19 protein-coding genes are annotated in these 18,680 nt (G+C 38.4%); 6 read left to right on the top strand and 13 right to left on the bottom strand.

What is annotated here, in order from left to right; translation table 11 throughout:
* Positions 1–6 precede the first annotated feature (6 nt).
* The 3 genes from hemC to FGD67_RS10900 all read left to right on the top strand — a co-directional run bounded on the left by hemC (position 7) and on the right by FGD67_RS10900 (position 3,942).
* A complete protein-coding gene (gene hemC, locus FGD67_RS10890) occupies positions 7–939 on the top strand; it encodes a hydroxymethylbilane synthase (protein WP_257175024.1) in 933 nt (310 codons plus the stop codon).
* 439 nt (positions 940–1,378) lie between these two features.
* Complete coding sequence (locus FGD67_RS10895; protein WP_257175025.1) at positions 1,379–2,755, top strand: uroporphyrinogen-III C-methyltransferase; 1,377 nt, start codon at positions 1,379–1,381, stop codon at positions 2,753–2,755.
* On the top strand, positions 2,755–3,942 hold the full coding sequence (locus FGD67_RS10900; protein ID WP_257175026.1) for a heme biosynthesis HemY N-terminal domain-containing protein: 1,188 nt from the start codon (positions 2,755–2,757) through the stop codon (positions 3,940–3,942). Before FGD67_RS10895 ends, FGD67_RS10900 begins: the two co-directional genes overlap by 1 nt.
* Before the next feature lie 63 nt (positions 3,943–4,005).
* Here FGD67_RS10900 and FGD67_RS10905 read toward each other — a convergent pair whose 3' ends face one another.
* Positions 4,006–4,209: a ribosome alternative rescue factor ArfA gene (locus FGD67_RS10905; RefSeq protein ID WP_257175027.1), complete on the bottom strand. Its 204-nt coding sequence runs from the start codon at positions 4,207–4,209 to the stop codon at positions 4,006–4,008.
* A 160-nt stretch (positions 4,210–4,369) separates the two neighbouring features.
* Between FGD67_RS10905 and FGD67_RS10910 the strand changes: the two genes are divergently transcribed.
* Entirely contained in the window at positions 4,370–5,059 is a 690-nt protein-coding gene (locus FGD67_RS10910; RefSeq protein WP_257175028.1) for a DUF2982 domain-containing protein, read from the top strand.
* Between the two features lie 63 nt (positions 5,060–5,122).
* Here the strand turns inward: FGD67_RS10910 and fre are convergent, their stop codons facing one another.
* From fre to trxA, 5 genes are all read right to left on the bottom strand, one after another.
* Complete coding sequence (gene fre / locus FGD67_RS10915; protein ID WP_257175029.1) at positions 5,123–5,818, bottom strand: NAD(P)H-flavin reductase; 696 nt, start codon at positions 5,816–5,818, stop codon at positions 5,123–5,125.
* A 71-nt stretch (positions 5,819–5,889) separates the two neighbouring features.
* Complete coding sequence (gene ubiD, locus FGD67_RS10920; protein WP_257175030.1) at positions 5,890–7,371, bottom strand: 4-hydroxy-3-polyprenylbenzoate decarboxylase; 1,482 nt, start codon at positions 7,369–7,371, stop codon at positions 5,890–5,892.
* A gap of 56 nt (positions 7,372–7,427) precedes the next feature.
* The gene (locus FGD67_RS10925) at positions 7,428–8,177 is read right to left on the bottom strand and encodes an ABC transporter substrate-binding protein (RefSeq protein WP_257175031.1); all 750 of its coding nucleotides are present in this window, start codon (positions 8,175–8,177) and stop codon (positions 7,428–7,430) included.
* Positions 8,178–8,557: 380 nt separating this feature from the next.
* Positions 8,558–9,817, bottom strand: a complete 1,260-nt coding sequence (rho, locus tag FGD67_RS10930) for a transcription termination factor Rho (protein WP_257175032.1) — start codon at positions 9,815–9,817, stop codon at positions 8,558–8,560.
* A gap of 188 nt (positions 9,818–10,005) precedes the next feature.
* The gene (gene trxA / locus FGD67_RS10935; protein WP_257175033.1) at positions 10,006–10,332 is read right to left on the bottom strand and encodes a thioredoxin TrxA; all 327 of its coding nucleotides are present in this window, start codon (positions 10,330–10,332) and stop codon (positions 10,006–10,008) included.
* A 187-nt stretch (positions 10,333–10,519) separates the two neighbouring features.
* Here trxA and rhlB point away from each other — a divergent pair, with 187 nt between their 5' ends.
* Positions 10,520–11,785, top strand: a complete 1,266-nt coding sequence (rhlB, locus tag FGD67_RS10940) for an ATP-dependent RNA helicase RhlB (RefSeq protein WP_257175034.1) — start codon at positions 10,520–10,522, stop codon at positions 11,783–11,785.
* A gap of 3 nt (positions 11,786–11,788) precedes the next feature.
* Positions 11,789–13,294 (top strand): guanosine-5'-triphosphate,3'-diphosphate pyrophosphatase, encoded by a 1,506-nt coding sequence (locus tag FGD67_RS10945; RefSeq protein ID WP_257175035.1) that lies wholly within the window; start codon positions 11,789–11,791, stop codon positions 13,292–13,294.
* A gap of 168 nt (positions 13,295–13,462) precedes the next feature.
* Here the strand turns inward: FGD67_RS10945 and hemB are convergent, their stop codons facing one another.
* From hemB to tatA, 7 genes are read right to left on the bottom strand one after another with little or no spacing between them, the layout of a single operon-like run.
* On the bottom strand, positions 13,463–14,482 hold the full coding sequence (gene hemB / locus FGD67_RS10950) for a porphobilinogen synthase (protein WP_257175036.1): 1,020 nt from the start codon (positions 14,480–14,482) through the stop codon (positions 13,463–13,465).
* A 19-nt stretch (positions 14,483–14,501) separates the two neighbouring features.
* A complete protein-coding gene (locus FGD67_RS10955; protein WP_257175037.1) occupies positions 14,502–15,941 on the bottom strand; it encodes a diguanylate cyclase in 1,440 nt (479 codons plus the stop codon).
* Positions 15,934–16,728 (bottom strand): TatD family hydrolase, encoded by a 795-nt coding sequence (locus tag FGD67_RS10960; protein ID WP_257175038.1) that lies wholly within the window; start codon positions 16,726–16,728, stop codon positions 15,934–15,936. Before FGD67_RS10960 ends, FGD67_RS10955 begins: the two co-directional genes overlap by 8 nt.
* 20 nt (positions 16,729–16,748) lie before the next feature.
* Positions 16,749–17,285 carry a hypothetical protein gene (locus FGD67_RS10965; RefSeq protein ID WP_257175039.1) on the bottom strand — a complete coding sequence of 179 codons (537 nt, stop codon included), beginning with the start codon at positions 17,283–17,285 and terminating at the stop codon, positions 16,749–16,751.
* Positions 17,285–18,046, bottom strand: coding sequence for a twin-arginine translocase subunit TatC (tatC, locus tag FGD67_RS10970; RefSeq protein ID WP_257175040.1), 762 nt, complete (start codon positions 18,044–18,046; stop codon positions 17,285–17,287). Before tatC ends, FGD67_RS10965 begins: the two co-directional genes overlap by 1 nt.
* Entirely contained in the window at positions 18,043–18,411 is a 369-nt protein-coding gene (gene tatB / locus FGD67_RS10975) for a Sec-independent protein translocase protein TatB (RefSeq protein WP_257175041.1), read from the bottom strand. The genes tatC and tatB overlap by 4 nt, the downstream gene beginning before the upstream one ends.
* A complete protein-coding gene (gene tatA / locus FGD67_RS10980) occupies positions 18,411–18,647 on the bottom strand; it encodes a Sec-independent protein translocase subunit TatA (protein WP_257175042.1) in 237 nt (78 codons plus the stop codon). The genes tatB and tatA overlap by 1 nt, the downstream gene beginning before the upstream one ends.
* Between the last annotated feature and the right edge of the window lie 33 nt (positions 18,648–18,680).

Here is an 18,680-nt window from a genome sequence, read left to right on the forward strand (position 1 = left end):
ATTGAAATGACGCAACAAACCGTACGTATTGCAACGCGAAAAAGCGCACTGGCACTGTGGCAAGCAGAGTATGTAAAAGCACAACTTGAACACTTTCACCCGGGCATCAATGTTGAACTTGTGCCGATGACCACCAAAGGCGATATCATTCTCGATACACCGCTAGCCAAAGTTGGCGGCAAAGGTTTGTTTGTCAAAGAGCTTGAAGTGGCGATGCTAGAAAATCGTGCCGATATTGCCGTGCATTCAATGAAAGATGTACCAGTAGAGTTTCCTGAAGGCTTAGGTTTAGAAATTATTTGTCCACGTGAAGACCCTCGTGATGCTTTTGTTTCTAATACCATCAATAGTTTAGCTGAGTTACCGCAAGGTGCTGTTGTTGGAACTTCAAGTTTACGTCGTCAATGCCAAATTAAAGCCATGCGTCCAGATTTAGATATTCGCGATTTGCGTGGTAACGTCAATACCCGTCTTAAAAAGTTAGATAATGGCGAGTATGACGCCATCATACTGGCTTCAGCAGGCCTGATTCGTTTAGAAATGCCTGAGCGTATTCGCGAGTATATTGCTGCAGAAGTCATGCTACCGGCAAATGGCCAAGGTGCGGTTGGTATTGAATGTCGTACTGATGATGCGACAATTAAAGCGCTATTAGCGCCTCTTGGCTGTGAAGAAACGCGTATTCGGGTTATCGCCGAACGGGCAATGAATCGTGCACTTGAAGGTGGCTGTCAGGTTCCTATTGGTAGCTATGCTGTACTTAACGGTCAAGAACTTCATTTGCGAGGTTTAGTCGGCGCTGTTGATGGTAGTGAAATACTCACCGGTGAAGTTCGCGGCAAGTTTGATGATGCGGAGCAGTTAGGCAACCAATTAGCAGAGGATTTATTAGCTAAAGGTGCCGATAAAATTCTCCGTCAGGTATACCAACAAGCTTAAATAAATCAGCTGCGTTCTAAAAATAGAACGCAGCCACGATTTTATCGGCAATAACAGACCAACCTAAGCTACTGCCAAACATTTTGCATAAAAATAATACCTGCGCGATACAGTACCATGGCGAATATTGCGAAAATTATCGATACTTTTAATGAAATAGCCAACTGCATTCATCAAAACATGGTATCAACGCCAGATAAATTGTATCTTAAGCATTCGGGCTTATTGATGTTTTAGTTTATAGCACTGTTGGATTTGAAAAATAGGCCCTAGTAACGCTTTATTGAAAATCATAGTAAACTTAATACAATATTCGCACGCTTACTGGCAAGCTAAATGTTTATGATTTTTGCAAGTTAACGTATGACGAACGCAAACAATAAATATAAGCGAATATATTCAATATCCCTGACACCAACATGTGAGATAGGATCAGTTCATGAGCGATAAAAAAGACCCAGAGCAAACTAAGCCTGAGAATAAAACATCAGCTATCAGCAGCAATACAAATCAGCAAACTGATATATCAACTTCAATTGATATTAGCTCAACGCTTTTAGAGCCATCGAATGAAGAATCAGCAAAAAATGATCATGCTTCAGGGAAAAGCTCTGACACTTCAAAAAACACAAGCCAAACCACATCATCAATAGATAAAAATCAAGATAAGAGCACAGCAACAGTGAAAAATTCTGCTTCGACAACATCAACCACAGCGAACACTAAAGCAACTAAAAAAAGTAATTCACCTAAGCATAAAGTTTCAAAACTCGCGATTTTAGCAATCATTATTGCCTTATTAGCTATCGCTGCCAGTGCCGGACATTACTACTGGAATGAATTGCAAAAAGCGCAATTTAGTCAACAACTCAGTACCGAACTACAAAAACAATTACAGTTAAGCCAAGGGCAAGTTACACAGCAGTTAGCACAAAAATTGACGCAGCAGCAGCAAGCACATAATGCCCAACTTAAAGATCTAAAAACTAGTATCGAACGAAGTACTGCAAATAGTATTATCGAACTGCAAAAACAACAGCAGCAACAAATGGCAAGTTTACGTCAGAAGCAACCAAGTGACTGGCTGTTAGAAGAAGCTGAGTACCTCATCCGAGTAGCAGCAAGAAGTCTGTGGTTAGAAAAAAACACCAGCACTGCCATTAGTTTACTTAATGATGCTGATTTACGTATACAAGAACTTAACGATCCGCAATTTTTAGTACTACGCCAGACCATTCAACAAGACATTGCTAAGTTACAATTATTGCCCGCACTAAAAACCGATGAAGTTATTTTAAAGTTAATGGCACTTGACCAACAAATCAAGCAGTTACCACTAGCCATGGTCAATGTTCCTGACAATAGTGACACAGAGAGTAGTCTTGAATTAACCGAAAATGTCAGTGACTGGCAAGCTAACCTAACTAAAACATGGCGTAAATTTATTGCTGATTTCATCACCGTTAACCGCAGAGCGGGTAATGTTGAACCTTTAATGTCACCACAGTTTCAACAAAACTTAAGAGAAAACTTGAGTCTCAAACTACAAACCGCTACTTGGGCAGCTAGTCAAGCGAATAGTGATATCTATCGTCAATCGCTTGATGACATACAAAGCTGGCTTAATGACTATTTTGATATGTCACACCAAACAAATCAAAACTTTTTCAAAGTACTCGATGGCTTAAAAAATGAAACTATCAACGTAGCGTATCCAAATGATCTCGCCGCATTAAAAGCGCTACGCCAGATATTATCTGACAAAAAGGCACCAGTGATTGAGCCAACAAAAATTGAGCAGCAAGAGGGCGTATAATGAAACGATTATTAGTAGTAGTACTGTTATTTCTTACTGCCGTTGCTCTTAGTCCGGTATTGATTGGAGAAAAAGGTTATATCTTGATTGCTATGGGCGATTTAACCATAGAGTCAACCGTAGTAACAGCAAGTATAATGTTGATACTCAGCTTTGTCGCTTTGCTTATGGTGTTGAAGTTTTTCCGTGGCGGGCTAAATTTTAGTTTTGCAGCTTGGAACAAAATCGCCTTTGCCAGCCGTCGCAAAGCCGTCAGAGATCTCAACAAAGGTATTGCAGCCTATGTGTTAGGTGACTACAAACAAGCGGAACATTTACTTGCTAAGTCAGCTGAAGCCTCCTCTTTTGAACATATTGCTTACCTTATTGCCGCCGATGCCGCACAAAAGCAAGCATTAAGGCCAAATACTGACCATTATTTAGCTTTACTTGAGCAAAAATCTAACACCCTAAAAACCGCAGGATTAGAAGCAGTATTAATTAAAATAAAATTACTGATCGGTCAGCAAAATTATGCTCAAGCACGAAAGGTTATTGATGAACACCATAAACATATTGGTCATGATGCACGACTGTTATCATTAGAAGTAGCATTAAGCTTAATTGAACAGCGCTTTGATTATGTTATTAAACAGCTTAATGCGGCTAAAAAACAAAAAAGTATCACGAATGAAACCATTACCTTATGGCAACAACAAGCATTTTACGGCGCTTTTAATGACCGAATTAAGCAACAAGATAATGAGGCGTTAATGGCGTTCTGGCAACAGTTGCCCAAAAAAGACAAACAATCAGAAACAATCGTGCTTGCTTATTGTCAGGTTTTAGCTGAAAACCAAATACACCAACCTTTAGCTAAATTATTACTACCAATAATAAAAAAAGGCACTAATACCTCCTTACTATCAGCAATAAGAACCTTACCTATTGCTCAGCCAGATAGTTTGATGGCCGCCGCACAAAAGCATTTACATAACGAGCCACACAATGCTCTTTGGCTATCGTTAGTTGCTCATTTTGCCACAACGTCACAACAATGGTCACTGGCTGAAAAAGCTTTTAATAGCTTAGTGAACCTTGAAGAAAAACAATACGATAAAATAGATTTACTGGCTTTTTCTCAAGTACTTGAACAACAAGGTCAGCTAGATAAAGCCAATCAAGTACTGAGAAAAATTCACGCATAAAACTTATACGTTCTAAAAACAATAAGCACAAAGCCCTATTTAATAGCGATTAGATAATAATATTTAAGCCGCTATTAAATAGGACTCTTGTCCTTTATGTTTTTGCTTTCGTTGAAAAGATCCCTTACCTTTCTTAGCGTTAATTATTTGCTGTTTAAATAATTTTGACCTTACTACTGCCGCTAAAAAATTATCTTTAATAACACCTCGACCTAATTCACAAGCACCTTGCTTTTGCTGGTGTTTTTTTACTTTACTTTTGCTCATTTTACACACCTTTCAGTTGGTTTATGTTATACCAATGATGACAAATTTATTGCTTCATCACAAAAACGCGCAGAGTATATACTAATAAAAAAATTATGCACAAATATTAAATTTATCTCATTCGACACTATTGAACTAACGAATTTTAATCGCAAAATTTATGACAACTACTGATCAAACAATCAGAATTAAAGCCATTGCCCGTCATCATGGTTTATTCATTACCTTAACAGGTATTATCGCTTTAGTTATTGTCGCTTGGCTGTGTAGCTATTATTGGCAATTAGCACGCTTCCCTTTACTTTTTATGGTGCTCGCTTGCTTAGTGACTATTTTTATCGGTTTACTCAAACTAGCAGAGCCTGCCTATAGTTTGATAATGACGCCTGAAAGCTTAACTTTCCATCATCGTCACGGTCGTTGGCAGTTTCACTGGCAGCAAATTCGTAATATACACTCAGTCACTAATACTGTTGGTATAACACGTGATGAACTCAATTACGTCGGTATCAAACTAGTATCGATAGATGCAATAGCGAAGCATGTGTCCTTACGATTAGCAAACCGCATGATCCACGAGCAAAAGCCGCTTATTCACTACTGCATTAAACATCAGTTGCTAACTTTTGAACAAGGGATATTAAATTTTGAACCCTACGTATTAGCTGATGGCGAAGTGATAAAAGGACCATTAGCCGCTTTTCTCCATCATAGTGACATGTTAAATCATGCGCTCGGTGCACACATATTTATCTCAGCGAATAATTTAAATGCTTCAATTGATGAGTTTGTTGCCCTAGCCAATCGCTACTTAACACAAGCAAAGACCGCTAAGATTAATACCCCATAAATGCATAAAAAAAGCGCAACAATAATATGCTCCGCTCCTGTTTAACTATGATGATTTTTTCGTTTAAATAAAAGCAAATGCATCCGCATACATATGCTCAACTAGAGCCCCTTGCTCAACGAAGTCTTGTCGAACAGCCGCAACCATTTCAAATCGGCCGGCTAAGTAGATATCATAATCAGCTAAATTATTGAGATCACTCATTACTACTTTATGCACCATACCAACACGTCCTTGCCAAGTGTCATCTGGTGTTTCAATCACCGGGATAAACTTAGCGTTAGCCAATTGATTAATCATCTCTTTGGTTTCGTTTAGCTCATAACAAGCACTTGGGTCGCGTAACCCCCAATAAACAATAACCTCTCGTTGAGAGTGCTGCGCAGCCAAATACTCAAACATAGACTTAATGTATGAAAAACCGGTACCACCAGCAATAAGCAGCAAAGGTCGCTGACTGTCTTCACGCAACTGCGCACTACCAAAGGGCATTTCAACAGTAACTTCAGTGTTAGCTTTAATGTGCTCTATCACTTGCATTGGATAACTATCTGAGCCGAAAGCACCAATTTGTAGTTCAATATATTCTGCCCCAGGAGCACTGGCAATTGAAAAAGGCCGTTTGTCTTCTTCACTCATGACAAAATTTAAATATTGTCCGGCGGCAAAATCAACAGCTTGGCTCGGCTTTAACAGTGCCTTATACACGTGTGCTGTTAAAGGAGTCAACGAGGCTACCTGACATGTCATCATTTTCATTTATCTGTACCTTATTACTGCATGCTTCTGATATTAATACAGTATAATTAATTTATCGGTTATTTGAATCGTTAAGATATATCGAGTTCAGCCCAAATATCATCAACATGATCTTTAATCGCTTGGCTCATTTCGATAGGCTCGCCCCATTCACGATTTGTTTCACCTGGCCATTTATTGGTCGCATCTAAGCCCATCTTTGAGCCTAACCCTGACACCGGAGAGGCAAAGTCTAAATAATCTATTGGCGTGTTTTCAATTAACACCGTATCACGACTTGGATCCATACGTGTAGTCATTGCCCAAATGACATCTTGCCAATCACGAGCATTAATATCATCATCACAGACAATGACAAATTTAGTATACATAAACTGACGTAAAAACGACCAAACGCCCATCATGACACGCTTAGCATGGCCGGCATATTGCTTTTTAATGGTCACAACAGCTAAACGATACGAGCAACCTTCAGGCGGCAAATAAAAATCTTGGATCTCAGGAAACTGTTTTTGCAAAATAGGTACAAAGACTTCATTAAGCGCTACACCCAGTATCGCTGGCTCATCTGGTGGACGGCCAGTATATGTACTGTGATAGATAGGATCTTTTCTATGGGTGATATGAGTAACGGTAAATACCGGAAAATCGTCAACTTCATTGTAATAACCGGTATGATCACCATAAGGCCCTTCGGGCGCTAATTCATCTGGGTCTATATAACCTTCTAAAACAATTTCTGCTGTTGCCGGTACTTCTAAATCATTGCTAATACATTTAGCAACTTCAGTTTTGCTACCACGTAAAAGTCCAGCAAATGCGTACTCAGAAAGTGTATCTGGCACCGGAGTAACCGCACCTAAAATAGTAGCTGGATCTGCACCTAAAGCAACGGCAACCGGATATTTTTCACCCGGAAAAGCTTTTTTAAACTCTTGAAAATCTAATGCGCCGCCACGATGAGATAACCAACGCATAATGACTTTATTACGAGTTAATAATTGGTTGCGATAAATACCTAAATTTTGGCGTTCTTTATGTGGGCCTTTAGTCACCGTTAAACCCCAAGTAATTAAAGGAGCAACATCGCCTGGCCAACATTGTTGAATTGGCAGTTGAGTCAAATCAACGGCCTCGCCTTCAAGCACAACTTGCTGACATAAAGGTTTTTTAATCACCTTAACCGGCATATTTAATACTTGCTTATATAACGGCAACTTATCCATGGCATCGCGAAAGCCTTTCGGCGGCTCGGGCTCTTTAAGCGCAGCCAACAACTTACCAACATCGCGCAACGCGCTAACCTTGTCTTGTCCCATTGCCAAAGCAACACGGTCTGGCGTACCAAATAAATTAGTTAAAACCGGCATGCCATGCGGGTTACCATTTTCATCAGTTGGGTTTTCAAATAACAATGCTGGACCGCCTTGACGTAAGGTTCGATCACTGATTTCTGTCATGGTTAAATTAGTAGAAATAGGTTGGCGAATACGCTTTAATTGCCCTAATTTCTCTAATTGACTGATAAAGTCTCTTAAATCACTGTATTTCATATTTGAATTTTGCCAAAAATTTATCATGCATTATAACGGTAGATAGGGAAAAATCCCTAATTGATACCGATATCATGTAAATTCTTTCGTTTTTTCATAACTTCCTTATAACCAGCTCGTACCTTTTCAACCATGGCATCATCCGTTAACTGACTAAATGCCATGTAGAGCTCAATGGATGAAATATCTAATTTATAAAGTGGTTTTAAATTATGACAATTAAATGCATCTTGCAGACATATTGCTTGAAAACTTGATTTATTAGCCGGAAATAACTCAATTCGATTCTGTTGAAACAAGAAGAAATTTTGCTTCCCCTGCACAACCGTTGTCAGTTTTTTAAAACCATTATCGCGTAAGTATTGCTCAACAGCACTATCGCGCACAGTGCCTATTTGATATTGCTTGAGAGCTTCTAAAGAGGTTTGCAGATTAATCTCGCTATCAGACGCACCGTATAAATAATAGTCCAGAGCCATGATCCTACCGACCCATTTAAATTCATTTAATCTTGCTGTCGTTTTTGCCAAAGAGTAAATTAAAATATTGGCTTCAGTTAACGCTAACTGATATGCCCGAGCCCATGGCAATACTGCAATATCGTATGTTACACCTGCAGCTAATAAAACTTGCTCAACTAAGCTTGTAGCCGGCCCTGTAATCTTACCATTTTCAAGATATTGCAACGGAAAGGTATCTTCAGTGACAACTTTTATATTGATAATGTTTTGCTTATCTAGCTCCTCAGCACCACAAGCAATACTACTGACTAACATCAATAAAAAAAACATCGAAAAACAGCGCATTTACTTCCCCTTCAACAGCTTAATTTTTCATTATAAATTTAAAAAATGCGCATACTATACTATCGCAAAATATTTATCGTTCGTTTTTCATACAAAAAAATAAAAAATAATATCTTTATATGAATATATTCCTTTTACAATCATCAACTCTATTAAGTATAACCACTAAATTATGCTCTCCAATATTAATTTGTCATAAACTCTAAAACCCTTAATAACGAGCTATAAAAAACAAAATAAAACAATATTATTCAAATAGATAGCTATAAATCAAGTCAATACTAGCTTAACAAGCGTTCGAGGTATTATTGAAGAGTAATGTTATTTAAGGCATAAAAAAACCAGCAGATGCTGGTTTTTTCAATTTATATTATTAAGTCTTACTGACGTTTCATCGAATCAAAGAATTCGTTATTGGTCTTGGTCATAGCCAGCTTATCAATCATGAATTCCATGGCATCAATTTCGCCCATTTCGTGAACGATTTTACGCAAAATCCACATTTTTTGTAATTCATCAGGCTTAGTTAATAGCTCTTCACGACGAGTACCACTACGGTTAAAGTGAATAGCAGGGAAAACGCGTTTTTCAGAGATTTTACGTGAAAGGTGTAATTCCATATTACCCGTGCCTTTAAATTCTTCATAGATAACTTCATCCATTTTAGAACCAGTTTCTACTAAGGCAGTAGCGATAATAGTTAAACTACCACCTTCTTCAATATTACGTGCAGCACCAAAGAAGCGCTTAGGACGATGTAAAGCATTGGCATCAACACCACCGGTAAGTATTTTACCTGACGAAGGAATAACGGTGTTATAGGCACGTGCTAAACGGGTAATTGAATCAAGTAAAATAACGACATCTTTTTTATGTTCAACTAAACGTTTAGCTTTTTCAATTACCATTTCAGCAACTTGCACGTGACGGTTAGCTGGTTCATCAAATGTAGAGGCAATTACTTCACCTTTAACCAAGCGACGCATTTCAGTAACTTCTTCTGGACGCTCATCAATCAACAATACCATTAATTCAGCATCTGGGTGGTTATGAGCAATACTTTGAGCAATATTCTGTAGCAATAACGTTTTACCGGCTTTTGGCGGCGCAACAATCAAACCACGCTGACCTTTACCAATCGGGGAGGCTAAATCTAAAACGCGGGCAGTAATATCTTCAGTCGAACCATTACCACGTTCCATGATCATGCGATCGGTTGGATGTATCGGTGTTAAGTTTTCAAAAAGGATTTTATTGCGAGAGTTTTCAGGGCGGTCAAAATTAACTTCATTTACTTTCAAGAGAGCAAAGTAACGTTCACCGTCTTTCGGTGGACGAATTTTACCAGCAATGGTGTCACCGGTACGCATACTAAATCGACGTATTTGGCTTGGTGATACATAAATATCATCCGGGCCTGCTAAATAGGAAGAGTCTGCCGATCGTAGGAAACCAAAGCCGTCTTGTAAAATTTCTAAAACACCGCTGCCAAAGATATCTTCACCACTTTTAGCGTGGGCTTTTAAAATAGCAAAAATAATGTCTTGTTTGCGGTTACGAGCCAAATGCTCCAATTTCATTGTTTCTGCGAGTTTGACTAGCTCGCTGATAGACTTTTCTTTAAGTTCGTTAAGATTCATAGTGGGGGTTTCTTAGACTATTTAGGTTGTTATGCTGTGCCGTTTGGCAATTTAGGATGTTTGAGTATGGTATTTGAAATGTTATTTTCGTTTGAATGTTAAATTTAGCACTAAAAACAAAACAGGTAAAGGATCACATGCTTGATCTTTCGCTAAAAAGCAAAAAGGTCCGAAATACGGACCTTTTTTTATAAATTGTTATCAATAAACTCTTTTAATTGAGTTTTTGATAATGCGCCAACTTTCGTGTCAGCAACAACACCATCTTTAAATAACAAAAGTGTAGGAATACCACGAATGCCATATTTAGGTGGAGTGTTAGAGTTTTGATCTATGTTTAATTTGCCAATAGTTAATTTACCAGCATATTCTTCCGCCACGTCGTTCAACAACGGTGCGATCATCTTACATGGGCCACACCATTCAGCCCAGAAATCAACTAAAACAAGACCTGATGCATTAATTACATCAGTATCAAAACTATCATCAGTTAACTGAATAATTTTATCGCTCATTTATATCTCCATTAAAGGTGGCCTATAGCCAATTGGTTAAGATTATACCTTCATCACAATTAATTACCAACAATCATATATAACAGTTATTAGTAAAATAAATCAAAATCAACTAATAGCATTAATTTATTAGCGCTTTTATGTGAATCTAATTTTTATTAATAGCGTAACCTGTTAAGCTAGCGGTATGAAAAAAACACACTTAACAGAAATAAAGTTCTCGGAACTTAAACTCGAGCCAACCGTTGTTAACGGTCTCGCATCTATGGGCTTTGAATATTGTACTGCAATTCAAGCAAAGTCTCTTCCTATACTTATGACAGGCAAAGATATTGCCGGTCAAGCGCAAACAGGCGAAGGTAAAACTATTGCCTTTTTAGCGGCGACCTTTCATCATTTACTACAGAAAAAAGATGTTAGCCACAATCAACCGCGGGCGCTAATTATGGCACCTACGCGTGAGCTTGCCATCCAAATTCATCGCGATGCCATTGCAATGGCAAAAAGTACCGGGTTACGCCTTGGCATTGTATATGGTGGCGAAGGTTATGAAAGTCAACGTCAAGAACTTGAACAAGGTGTCGATATATTAATTGGTACTTGTGGTCGTTTACTTGATTACTTGAAACAAGGTATTTATAACCTTAACAATATTGAAGTAGTGGTACTTGATGAAGCTGATCGTATGTTCGATCTCGGTTTTATCAAAGATATTCGTTATATGTTTGGCAAAATGCCGGCAGCGACAGCACGCTTGAGCATGTTATTTTCTGCCACACTGTCTTTCCGTGTTAAAGAACTAGCTTTCGAACATATGAATGATCCTGACAGTGTTGAAGTAGAGCCAGATCAAAAAACCAACATTCGTATCACCGAAGAATTATTTTATCCTTCAAACGAAGATAAAATGTCTTTGCTGCAAACCTTAATTGAAGAAGACTGGCCAGATAAGGCGATTATTTTTGCCAATACAAAACATGTTTGTGAAAAAATACATGCCCACCTTGAAGCTGATAATATTCGTGTTGGTATGCTTACCGGTGATGTGATCCAAAAGAAACGTTTGAAAATTTTAGAACAGTTTACTGATGGGCAATTAGATATTTTAGTTGCGACAGATGTAGCCGCACGTGGGCTTCATATTCCAGCCGTTACTCATGTATTTAATTATGACTTGCCTGACGATTGTGAAGATTATGTGCACCGTATTGGTCGTACCGGTCGCGCCGGTGCTACTGGCCATGCAATTAGTTTAGCCTGCGAGCAATATGTCTTTAATTTGCCCGCCATTGAAAGCTATATTGAACATGATTTACCAGTGAGTAAGTATGATCATGAAGCCTTATTGACCGACTTACCTAAGCCCAAGCCACGCCCACGACGTCATAAACCACACAATGGCGGTCAAAATCGTAGTCGCAGCCCTGGTAATAGGCCACAAAGGAACGGTTAGACAATGACGACCACTTCAGTGGAGACTTCATCAGCTCTGTATGCTGTGGTCGATCTAGGCTCTAATAGCTTCCATATGTTAATTACTCGACAACTTGCCGATAGCGTGCAAGTTGTTGATAGAGTAAAACGTAAAGTACGTCTTGCCGCCGGCTTAAATTCAGATAACATTTTGTCTGAGCAAGCTATGGCAAAAGGTTTAGAATGTTTAAGCTTTTTTGCCGAACGCCTACAAGATATCCCCAAAAACAATATTCGCATCGTCGCAACGGCTACGCTAAGGCTAGCAGTAAATCGAGCTGACTTTATTACCAAAGCTGAGCTTATTTTAGGCCATAGTATTAGTCTATTAAGTGGTATTGCTGAAGCTGAATATATTTATCTCGGTGTAGCACATACCAATTGCAGTGCCGATAGACGTTTAGTTTTAGATATTGGCGGTGCCAGTACTGAGCTAATTGTCGGCCATGGTTTTACCATAAAAAAAGCCCATAGCCTTAACATGGGCTGCGTCACTTTCAATCAGCAATATTTTCCAGAGGGTACGCTCACAGCTGATAATTTTTCTCGCGCTATAGCAGCCGCAGAGCTGACTATCAAGGCAATAAAAACAGAGTTTTGTGATATTGGTTGGCAATGCGTATTAGGTGGCTCTGGTACCATGCAAGCATTAGCTGAAATATTAATTTATCAGCACAAACCTACGGTGATTTCATTAAACTTTCTATACCAGGTGCAAGCAGAGTTACAAACTTTTGATAATATAAGTCACATCAACTTGCCTGGTTTATCAACAGAAAGAAGTCCCGTTATTGCCAGCGGGTTAGCGATTTTAATTGCCTTATTTAAACAGTTTGCTATTGAGAAATTAACCCTCTCAAGTGGTGCATTACGTGAGGGCTTGCTCTATGAAATGTTACCTGATAGTCACTCGATTAATATTCGTCAACGAACAATTAGCGCACTTTCTCAACGCTTTCATGTCGATCAACAACACGCACAAAGTATTAAACAACAAGTCAGTATTATTTTCACGCAGCTAAAAAACACTTGGGATTTGCCCAACGACAATGCCTTTGAAATATTACAGGCAAGCTGTGATTTACATGAAATTGGTTTATTGCTCGAATACAAATACCACCAACGACACAGCGCCTATATTCTTAAACATGCAGATTTAGCTGGCTTTAGCCAATCAGATCGTCAACTCCTAGTTACCTTTGTTAGCCTTTACAAGGGTGATATAAATCAGGCGCTTATTGAACAGCAAGCGTCGATAGATGCTAAGTACGCTATGAAGTTGCTCATTATCCTACGGTTAGCCGTTATATTATGCCGTCGCCGTAAAGACGATAAATTGCCGAATTATCAGATAACAGCAAACGATAAAAGCCTGAATTTATTTTTATCAGCAACATGGCTAAAGCAACATGCACTTATTAGTGATGAGTTAAAGCAAGAAAATGTCCACCTCAACCGCTTAGGTTATACCCTAAACATTAAGTGCTAATATTTACTTGATGTAAAATGGTGACGATATCTACATCAGTTTTGTTTGTATTAATGATACTCATATCGCACTAAGTGAGCACTTATCTAGCTGGATATAATAAGGCCGCGCTATACAGCACGGCCTTACAATAATATTAATCTAGCGGGAAATGAATAGCTAAATTCGCTATTTTTTCTGTGCTTCTTCTTTTAACCAACGGGCAACTTGCTTAGCAAAATAGGTTAATATACCATCAGCACCTGCACGTTTAAATGCTAATAAACCTTCCATTACACAAGGCTTTTCGGCTAACCAACCATTTTGTATAGCTGCCATATGCATGGCATATTCACCGCTCACTTGGTAAGCATAAGTCGGTACTTTGAAATTATCTTTTACACGACGCACAATATCTAAATATGGCATGCCTGGCTTCACCATCACCATGTCAGCGCCTTCATAAATATCTTGTGCAACTTCATGCAACGCTTCATCGCTATTAGCAGGATCCATTTGATAAGAGAATTTATTACCACCTTTAATGTTACCTGCTGAACCTACCGCGTCACGAAAAGGGCCATAGTAGCTTGAAGCGTATTTGGCTGAATAAGCCAGTATTTTAGTGTTAACTAAATTGTGTTGCTCTAATTCTTCCCGAATCGCACCAATGCGACCATCCATCATATCAGAAGGGGCAACAACATCAGCCCCCGCTTGTGCATGCGACAAGGCTTGTTTGACCAAAATATCTTTCGTTACTTCATTAAGCACATAACCATTATCATCAATAATGCCATCCTGACCGTGTGTGGTGAAGGGGTCTAAAGCAACATCGGTGATCACACCTAAGCTTGGAAATTTTGCTTTTACCGCTCGTACTGTACGTTGTGCTAAACCCTCAGTATTATAAGCTTCTTCTGCCATCAAGGATTTTTTATCTGCTGGCGTGACCGGAAAAATAGCAATAGCCGGCACACCTAAATCAACCAACTCCTGACATTCTACTAATAATAAATCGATACTTTTACGCTCTACACCCGGCATAGACTCAATAGCCTCACACTGATTTTCGCCTTCTAAAACAAACACGGGATAAATTAAATCATCAACACTTAACTGATGCTCAGACATTAAACGTCGTGAAAAATCATCGGAGCGCATACGGCGCATACGACGAGCGGGATATTGGCCAAAGACGTTATTCATACTCATTTCCTATCATAGTTTAAATTTCACTTAGCAAGCTTACTTGCACTTGATTTCGACCTGCTTGCTTAGCTTTATATAGTGCTTTGTCTGCACTGGCGAAAATAATATCAGGCGTCACACCTTGCTCTTGTTGATAGGTTGCAACACCACAACTTACGGTTAAATCAATAATAATATCATCATCAAAAATTTGTTGTTTATAAGTACTTTGACAAATATCTTGCGCTAATGCTAAAGCACCTTCAGCATCAGTTTCAGGAAGAATTAAACAAAACTCTTCACCGCCATAACGACAGCCGACATCAGTACTGCGGCGTAATAAGGATTTAATTCTCTTTGCCACTTCGACAATGCACTTATCTCCAGTTAAATGGCCATAACTATCATTGACCAGCTTAAAATGATCGATATCAATCAAAATAATACTTAATGGCGTTAAATTACGACGACTACGTCTAAATTCCGCCATAATTTTTTGATCATAATAGCGACGATTATAAAGCCCAGAGAGTTCATCTAAGGTGTTTTTTTCTTTTAATTCTTGATTAACTGCCTCGAGTTCTTGTAAAGCAATATTCAATTCTAAAGTTCTTTCTTGTACACGACTTTCTAGCTGCTCTTGGCTTTCCTCTTGTAGAGCCAATAGTTTTTGCTGGGCAAGATCAGAGGCTCTAGCACTTGCTAAAACTTGTTGCTGAGCTAACTTTTCATCACGTAAGTGGTAATAGTATTTACGGCCCATTAAGTAGGTGACCATAATCGCCATCAACCAAAAAGCCAACATATCAAGACCGTTAATGACTTGAGTGGAAAACTGCCAATAATGTAGTAAATAATTAATAAAATTAAAGCTTAATGACACCAAAAGTGTCAGGGAAAATATCATTGACAAGCGTTGTTCTTGAACCTTTCTAACGATATACAAAAGTGCGATCAAGCTAATGCTAACTAAGGTTTGTGTTAATAGCCAAACAGGTGTCTGGGTAAAAAAATAAGCTAACGGCACGGCAAGCACCATGATAAAGGATAAGCGCAATAATAATTGATAAGATGTAGCTTCGAATTTTTTTAGTGTGTAAAACTTAATGGTAAAAGCAAAAAGAATAAGATGTGACAAGCAAGCAAGTAATAAACCTTCAATTTTTAATAATTGATGATTTTCAGTAAATATCATCAACAGTGAAACACCACCGGTCACCAAAATACCTAAAGATTTTATAGCAAAGAATAATGCCAAGATAACCATACTGTAACTACGTAGTGCACGCGCCCAAGCAAAAGACATCAACGCTAAAATTAACCCACTACCAATAAATATATGTTGAATGTAGGGCTGCAGTGGTAATGCCATATTGGCTTCGACCATTGCGACCAAAGGTACACTCTCTGCCTTCACAGCAATAGGCAAAACTAACGCCAGAAAGCTCAAAACCACAATCCAATATAAACTACGCATTGCTCACACTTAAATTAAACACTTTTTCACTATTAATGGTTGTTTGCTTTATCAACTCGGATTCACTGCAATCAAACAGTTCAGCCAACATAGTAACAATATAAGGTAAATAACTCGGTTCATTTCGACTACTCTTAGGTTTAGGGCGAATAGTACGTGGCGTCAAATAAGGCGCGTCCGTTTCAATCATTAAGCGCTCTAATGGGATTAACGGCACAATATCACGCAAATTCTGTCCACGACGTTCGTCACATACCCAACCGGTAATTCCAATATACATCCCTGCATCTAAGCACTGCAGTAGTTCATTTTTATTACCTGTGAAGCAGTGTGAAACCAGAGCTGGAACTTTATCAATATAAGGTTTTAAAATTTCAAACCAAACTTGAAAAGCATCTCGTTGATGTAAAAAAAGCGGTAAGTTTAACTGTTGTGCTAACTCAACTTGGCCTTGAAAAACACGAGTCTGATTTTCTGCTGTTGAAAAATTACGATTAAAATCTAAACCGCATTCGCCAATAGCTCTAACACAATCATGTTGTGCTAACTGGTATAGGGTTTCTAAGTAGTTTTTATCTGCCTGATCAGCATCATGTGGATGTATACCGGCTGTACAATATAAATAATGAGGGTCTTGACGACACTGTAATATCGCCTGTTTACTTTCTGCAAGATTAGTACCTGTGATTAACATAGCACTAATCTTGGCTGCTTTAGCTCGCGCCAAAACCTCTGAGCGGTCTTTATCAAAACGTGAATTAGTTAAGTTAACCCCAACATCAATCAAAGTTAAGCTACCTGTGTTTTTTATTTAAGACGTTTAATGTTAATTTTTTTATTGGAATCAGGCTGGTTTTTTTTCAAATAAACGGCATTCATAAAGCCTTTTTTTAACAATACACTATCGCCAAGTTTAATTTTTAAAAATGTACTATCCATCTGCTTCCATTGTTGACCATTTTTAAAAGTAATACGCCATTTACCGTATTGATCTTTACTTAATTTATCAATGGTAAAAACGATTTGTAAATCTTCATTAGCAACAGTTGAATGCTTAAGGTGTTCAACACCAAAATTAGCCGCTTTGATTGCCTCGTCATTCGCCTTAGATGTCAATGAAGTTTTTTTAATTTCTGCTTTTGCTGTTAATACTACATTAGCTGACTTTTTGCTTGTCACAGTTGATACTATTGCCGAACTAGCTAGTTCGTCAAAACAACCTAAGCGTGCTGAGCTGTTTTGAATTTTTGTACATTTAACTAAACCTTCGTTAAGCGTCTCTGCTTGTGTCGTTAATGACAACAAACCTAGCATAACTAACGATATAAACGGTGTTTTTTTCATTATTGTTCTTCCTTTGGTTCAGATTCTTCATCTTCATCTGCTCGGTAATAAAGCGATGCGATAATTATACCTACTTCAAATAACAGTAACATAGGTACAGCTAGCATGGTTTGAGAAATAATATCAGGCGGTGTTAATAACATGCCAACAACAAATGCAGCAACCACAATATAAGGACGTTTAGCTCGTAAACTATCGGGGCTAGTGACCCCAGTCCAACACATCAATATAATCGCAATAGGGATCTCAAATGCGACACCAAAGGCAAAGAACAATTTTAAAACAAAATCTAAATAGCGACTGATATCAGTCGCAATAGTGACGCCATCGGGTGCCACCGAAGAAAAGAATGCGAACACCACCGGAAATACCACATAGTACGCAAAAGCTATACCGGCATAAAAAAGCAAGGTACTACCAAACATTAATGGTGCAACTAAGCGCTTTTCATTCTTATATAAACCCGGCGCAATAAACGACCATAATTGATACAGAATATAGGGCATTGCGACAAAGATAGAGATAACAATAGTGAGTTTAAACGGTGTAAAAAAAGGTGATGCTACATCAGTAGCAATCATTTGCGTATCCGCTGGCATAACAGTCAACAGCGGTTGCGCAACATATTGATAGATATCTTGGGTAAAATAGACCAAGGAACAAAAAACAACCAACACACCTAGCACCGCATGTAATAATCGTGTTCTCAGTTCTAACAAATGATCAAATAAGGTGTGGCTTTGCTTAACTGTTGAACTCATTTACTCTGCTTTTCATTTTGATTATCAGCTAGCTGCTCAACTTTCTCTGTAGAGTCAGTTGTTTTTTCAGCGGTTTGATATGGTTTATTGACCATTTCTGCTGCTTCTTTTAGCGATTGTACTGAAGCAGCAACTTCCGGCGACAAGTCTTTCATACCGGTCTGCTCGGCTTTTTTTAAATTTGCATGCAGTTCTTGGATACGCAGCTCTTCAGTAAGTTCATTTTTAACGCTCTCACTAAAACTGCGAATACTACTTATCCAGTTACGCACGGTACGAATTGCTACCGGCAATCGTTCAGGGCCTAGTACGACTAAGCCAATAATTGCGATTAAGAGTAGTTCCCAAAAACCAATATCAAACATTAGACTTGGTCTTTTTCTTTTTCAGCAACTTTGCTCTGCTCTACTGATTTATCCGTCAAACTATCATCGCTAGTTGATTCGGCTTCTTTTTTTGCAGTTTCATCTGTTACCGCACTTTTAAACCCTTTTACTGCCGAGCCCAGATCAGAGCCCAAATTACGGAGTTTTTTCGTACCAAATAACAACACAATAATCACTGCGACAATTAATAATTGCCAAATACCTATACCACCCATAAAAATCCCCTATAATTTAATTGATTTCATTAT

The organism is Colwellia sp. M166 (assembly GCF_024585285.1).
Lineage (GTDB): Bacteria > Pseudomonadota > Gammaproteobacteria > Enterobacterales > Alteromonadaceae > Cognaticolwellia.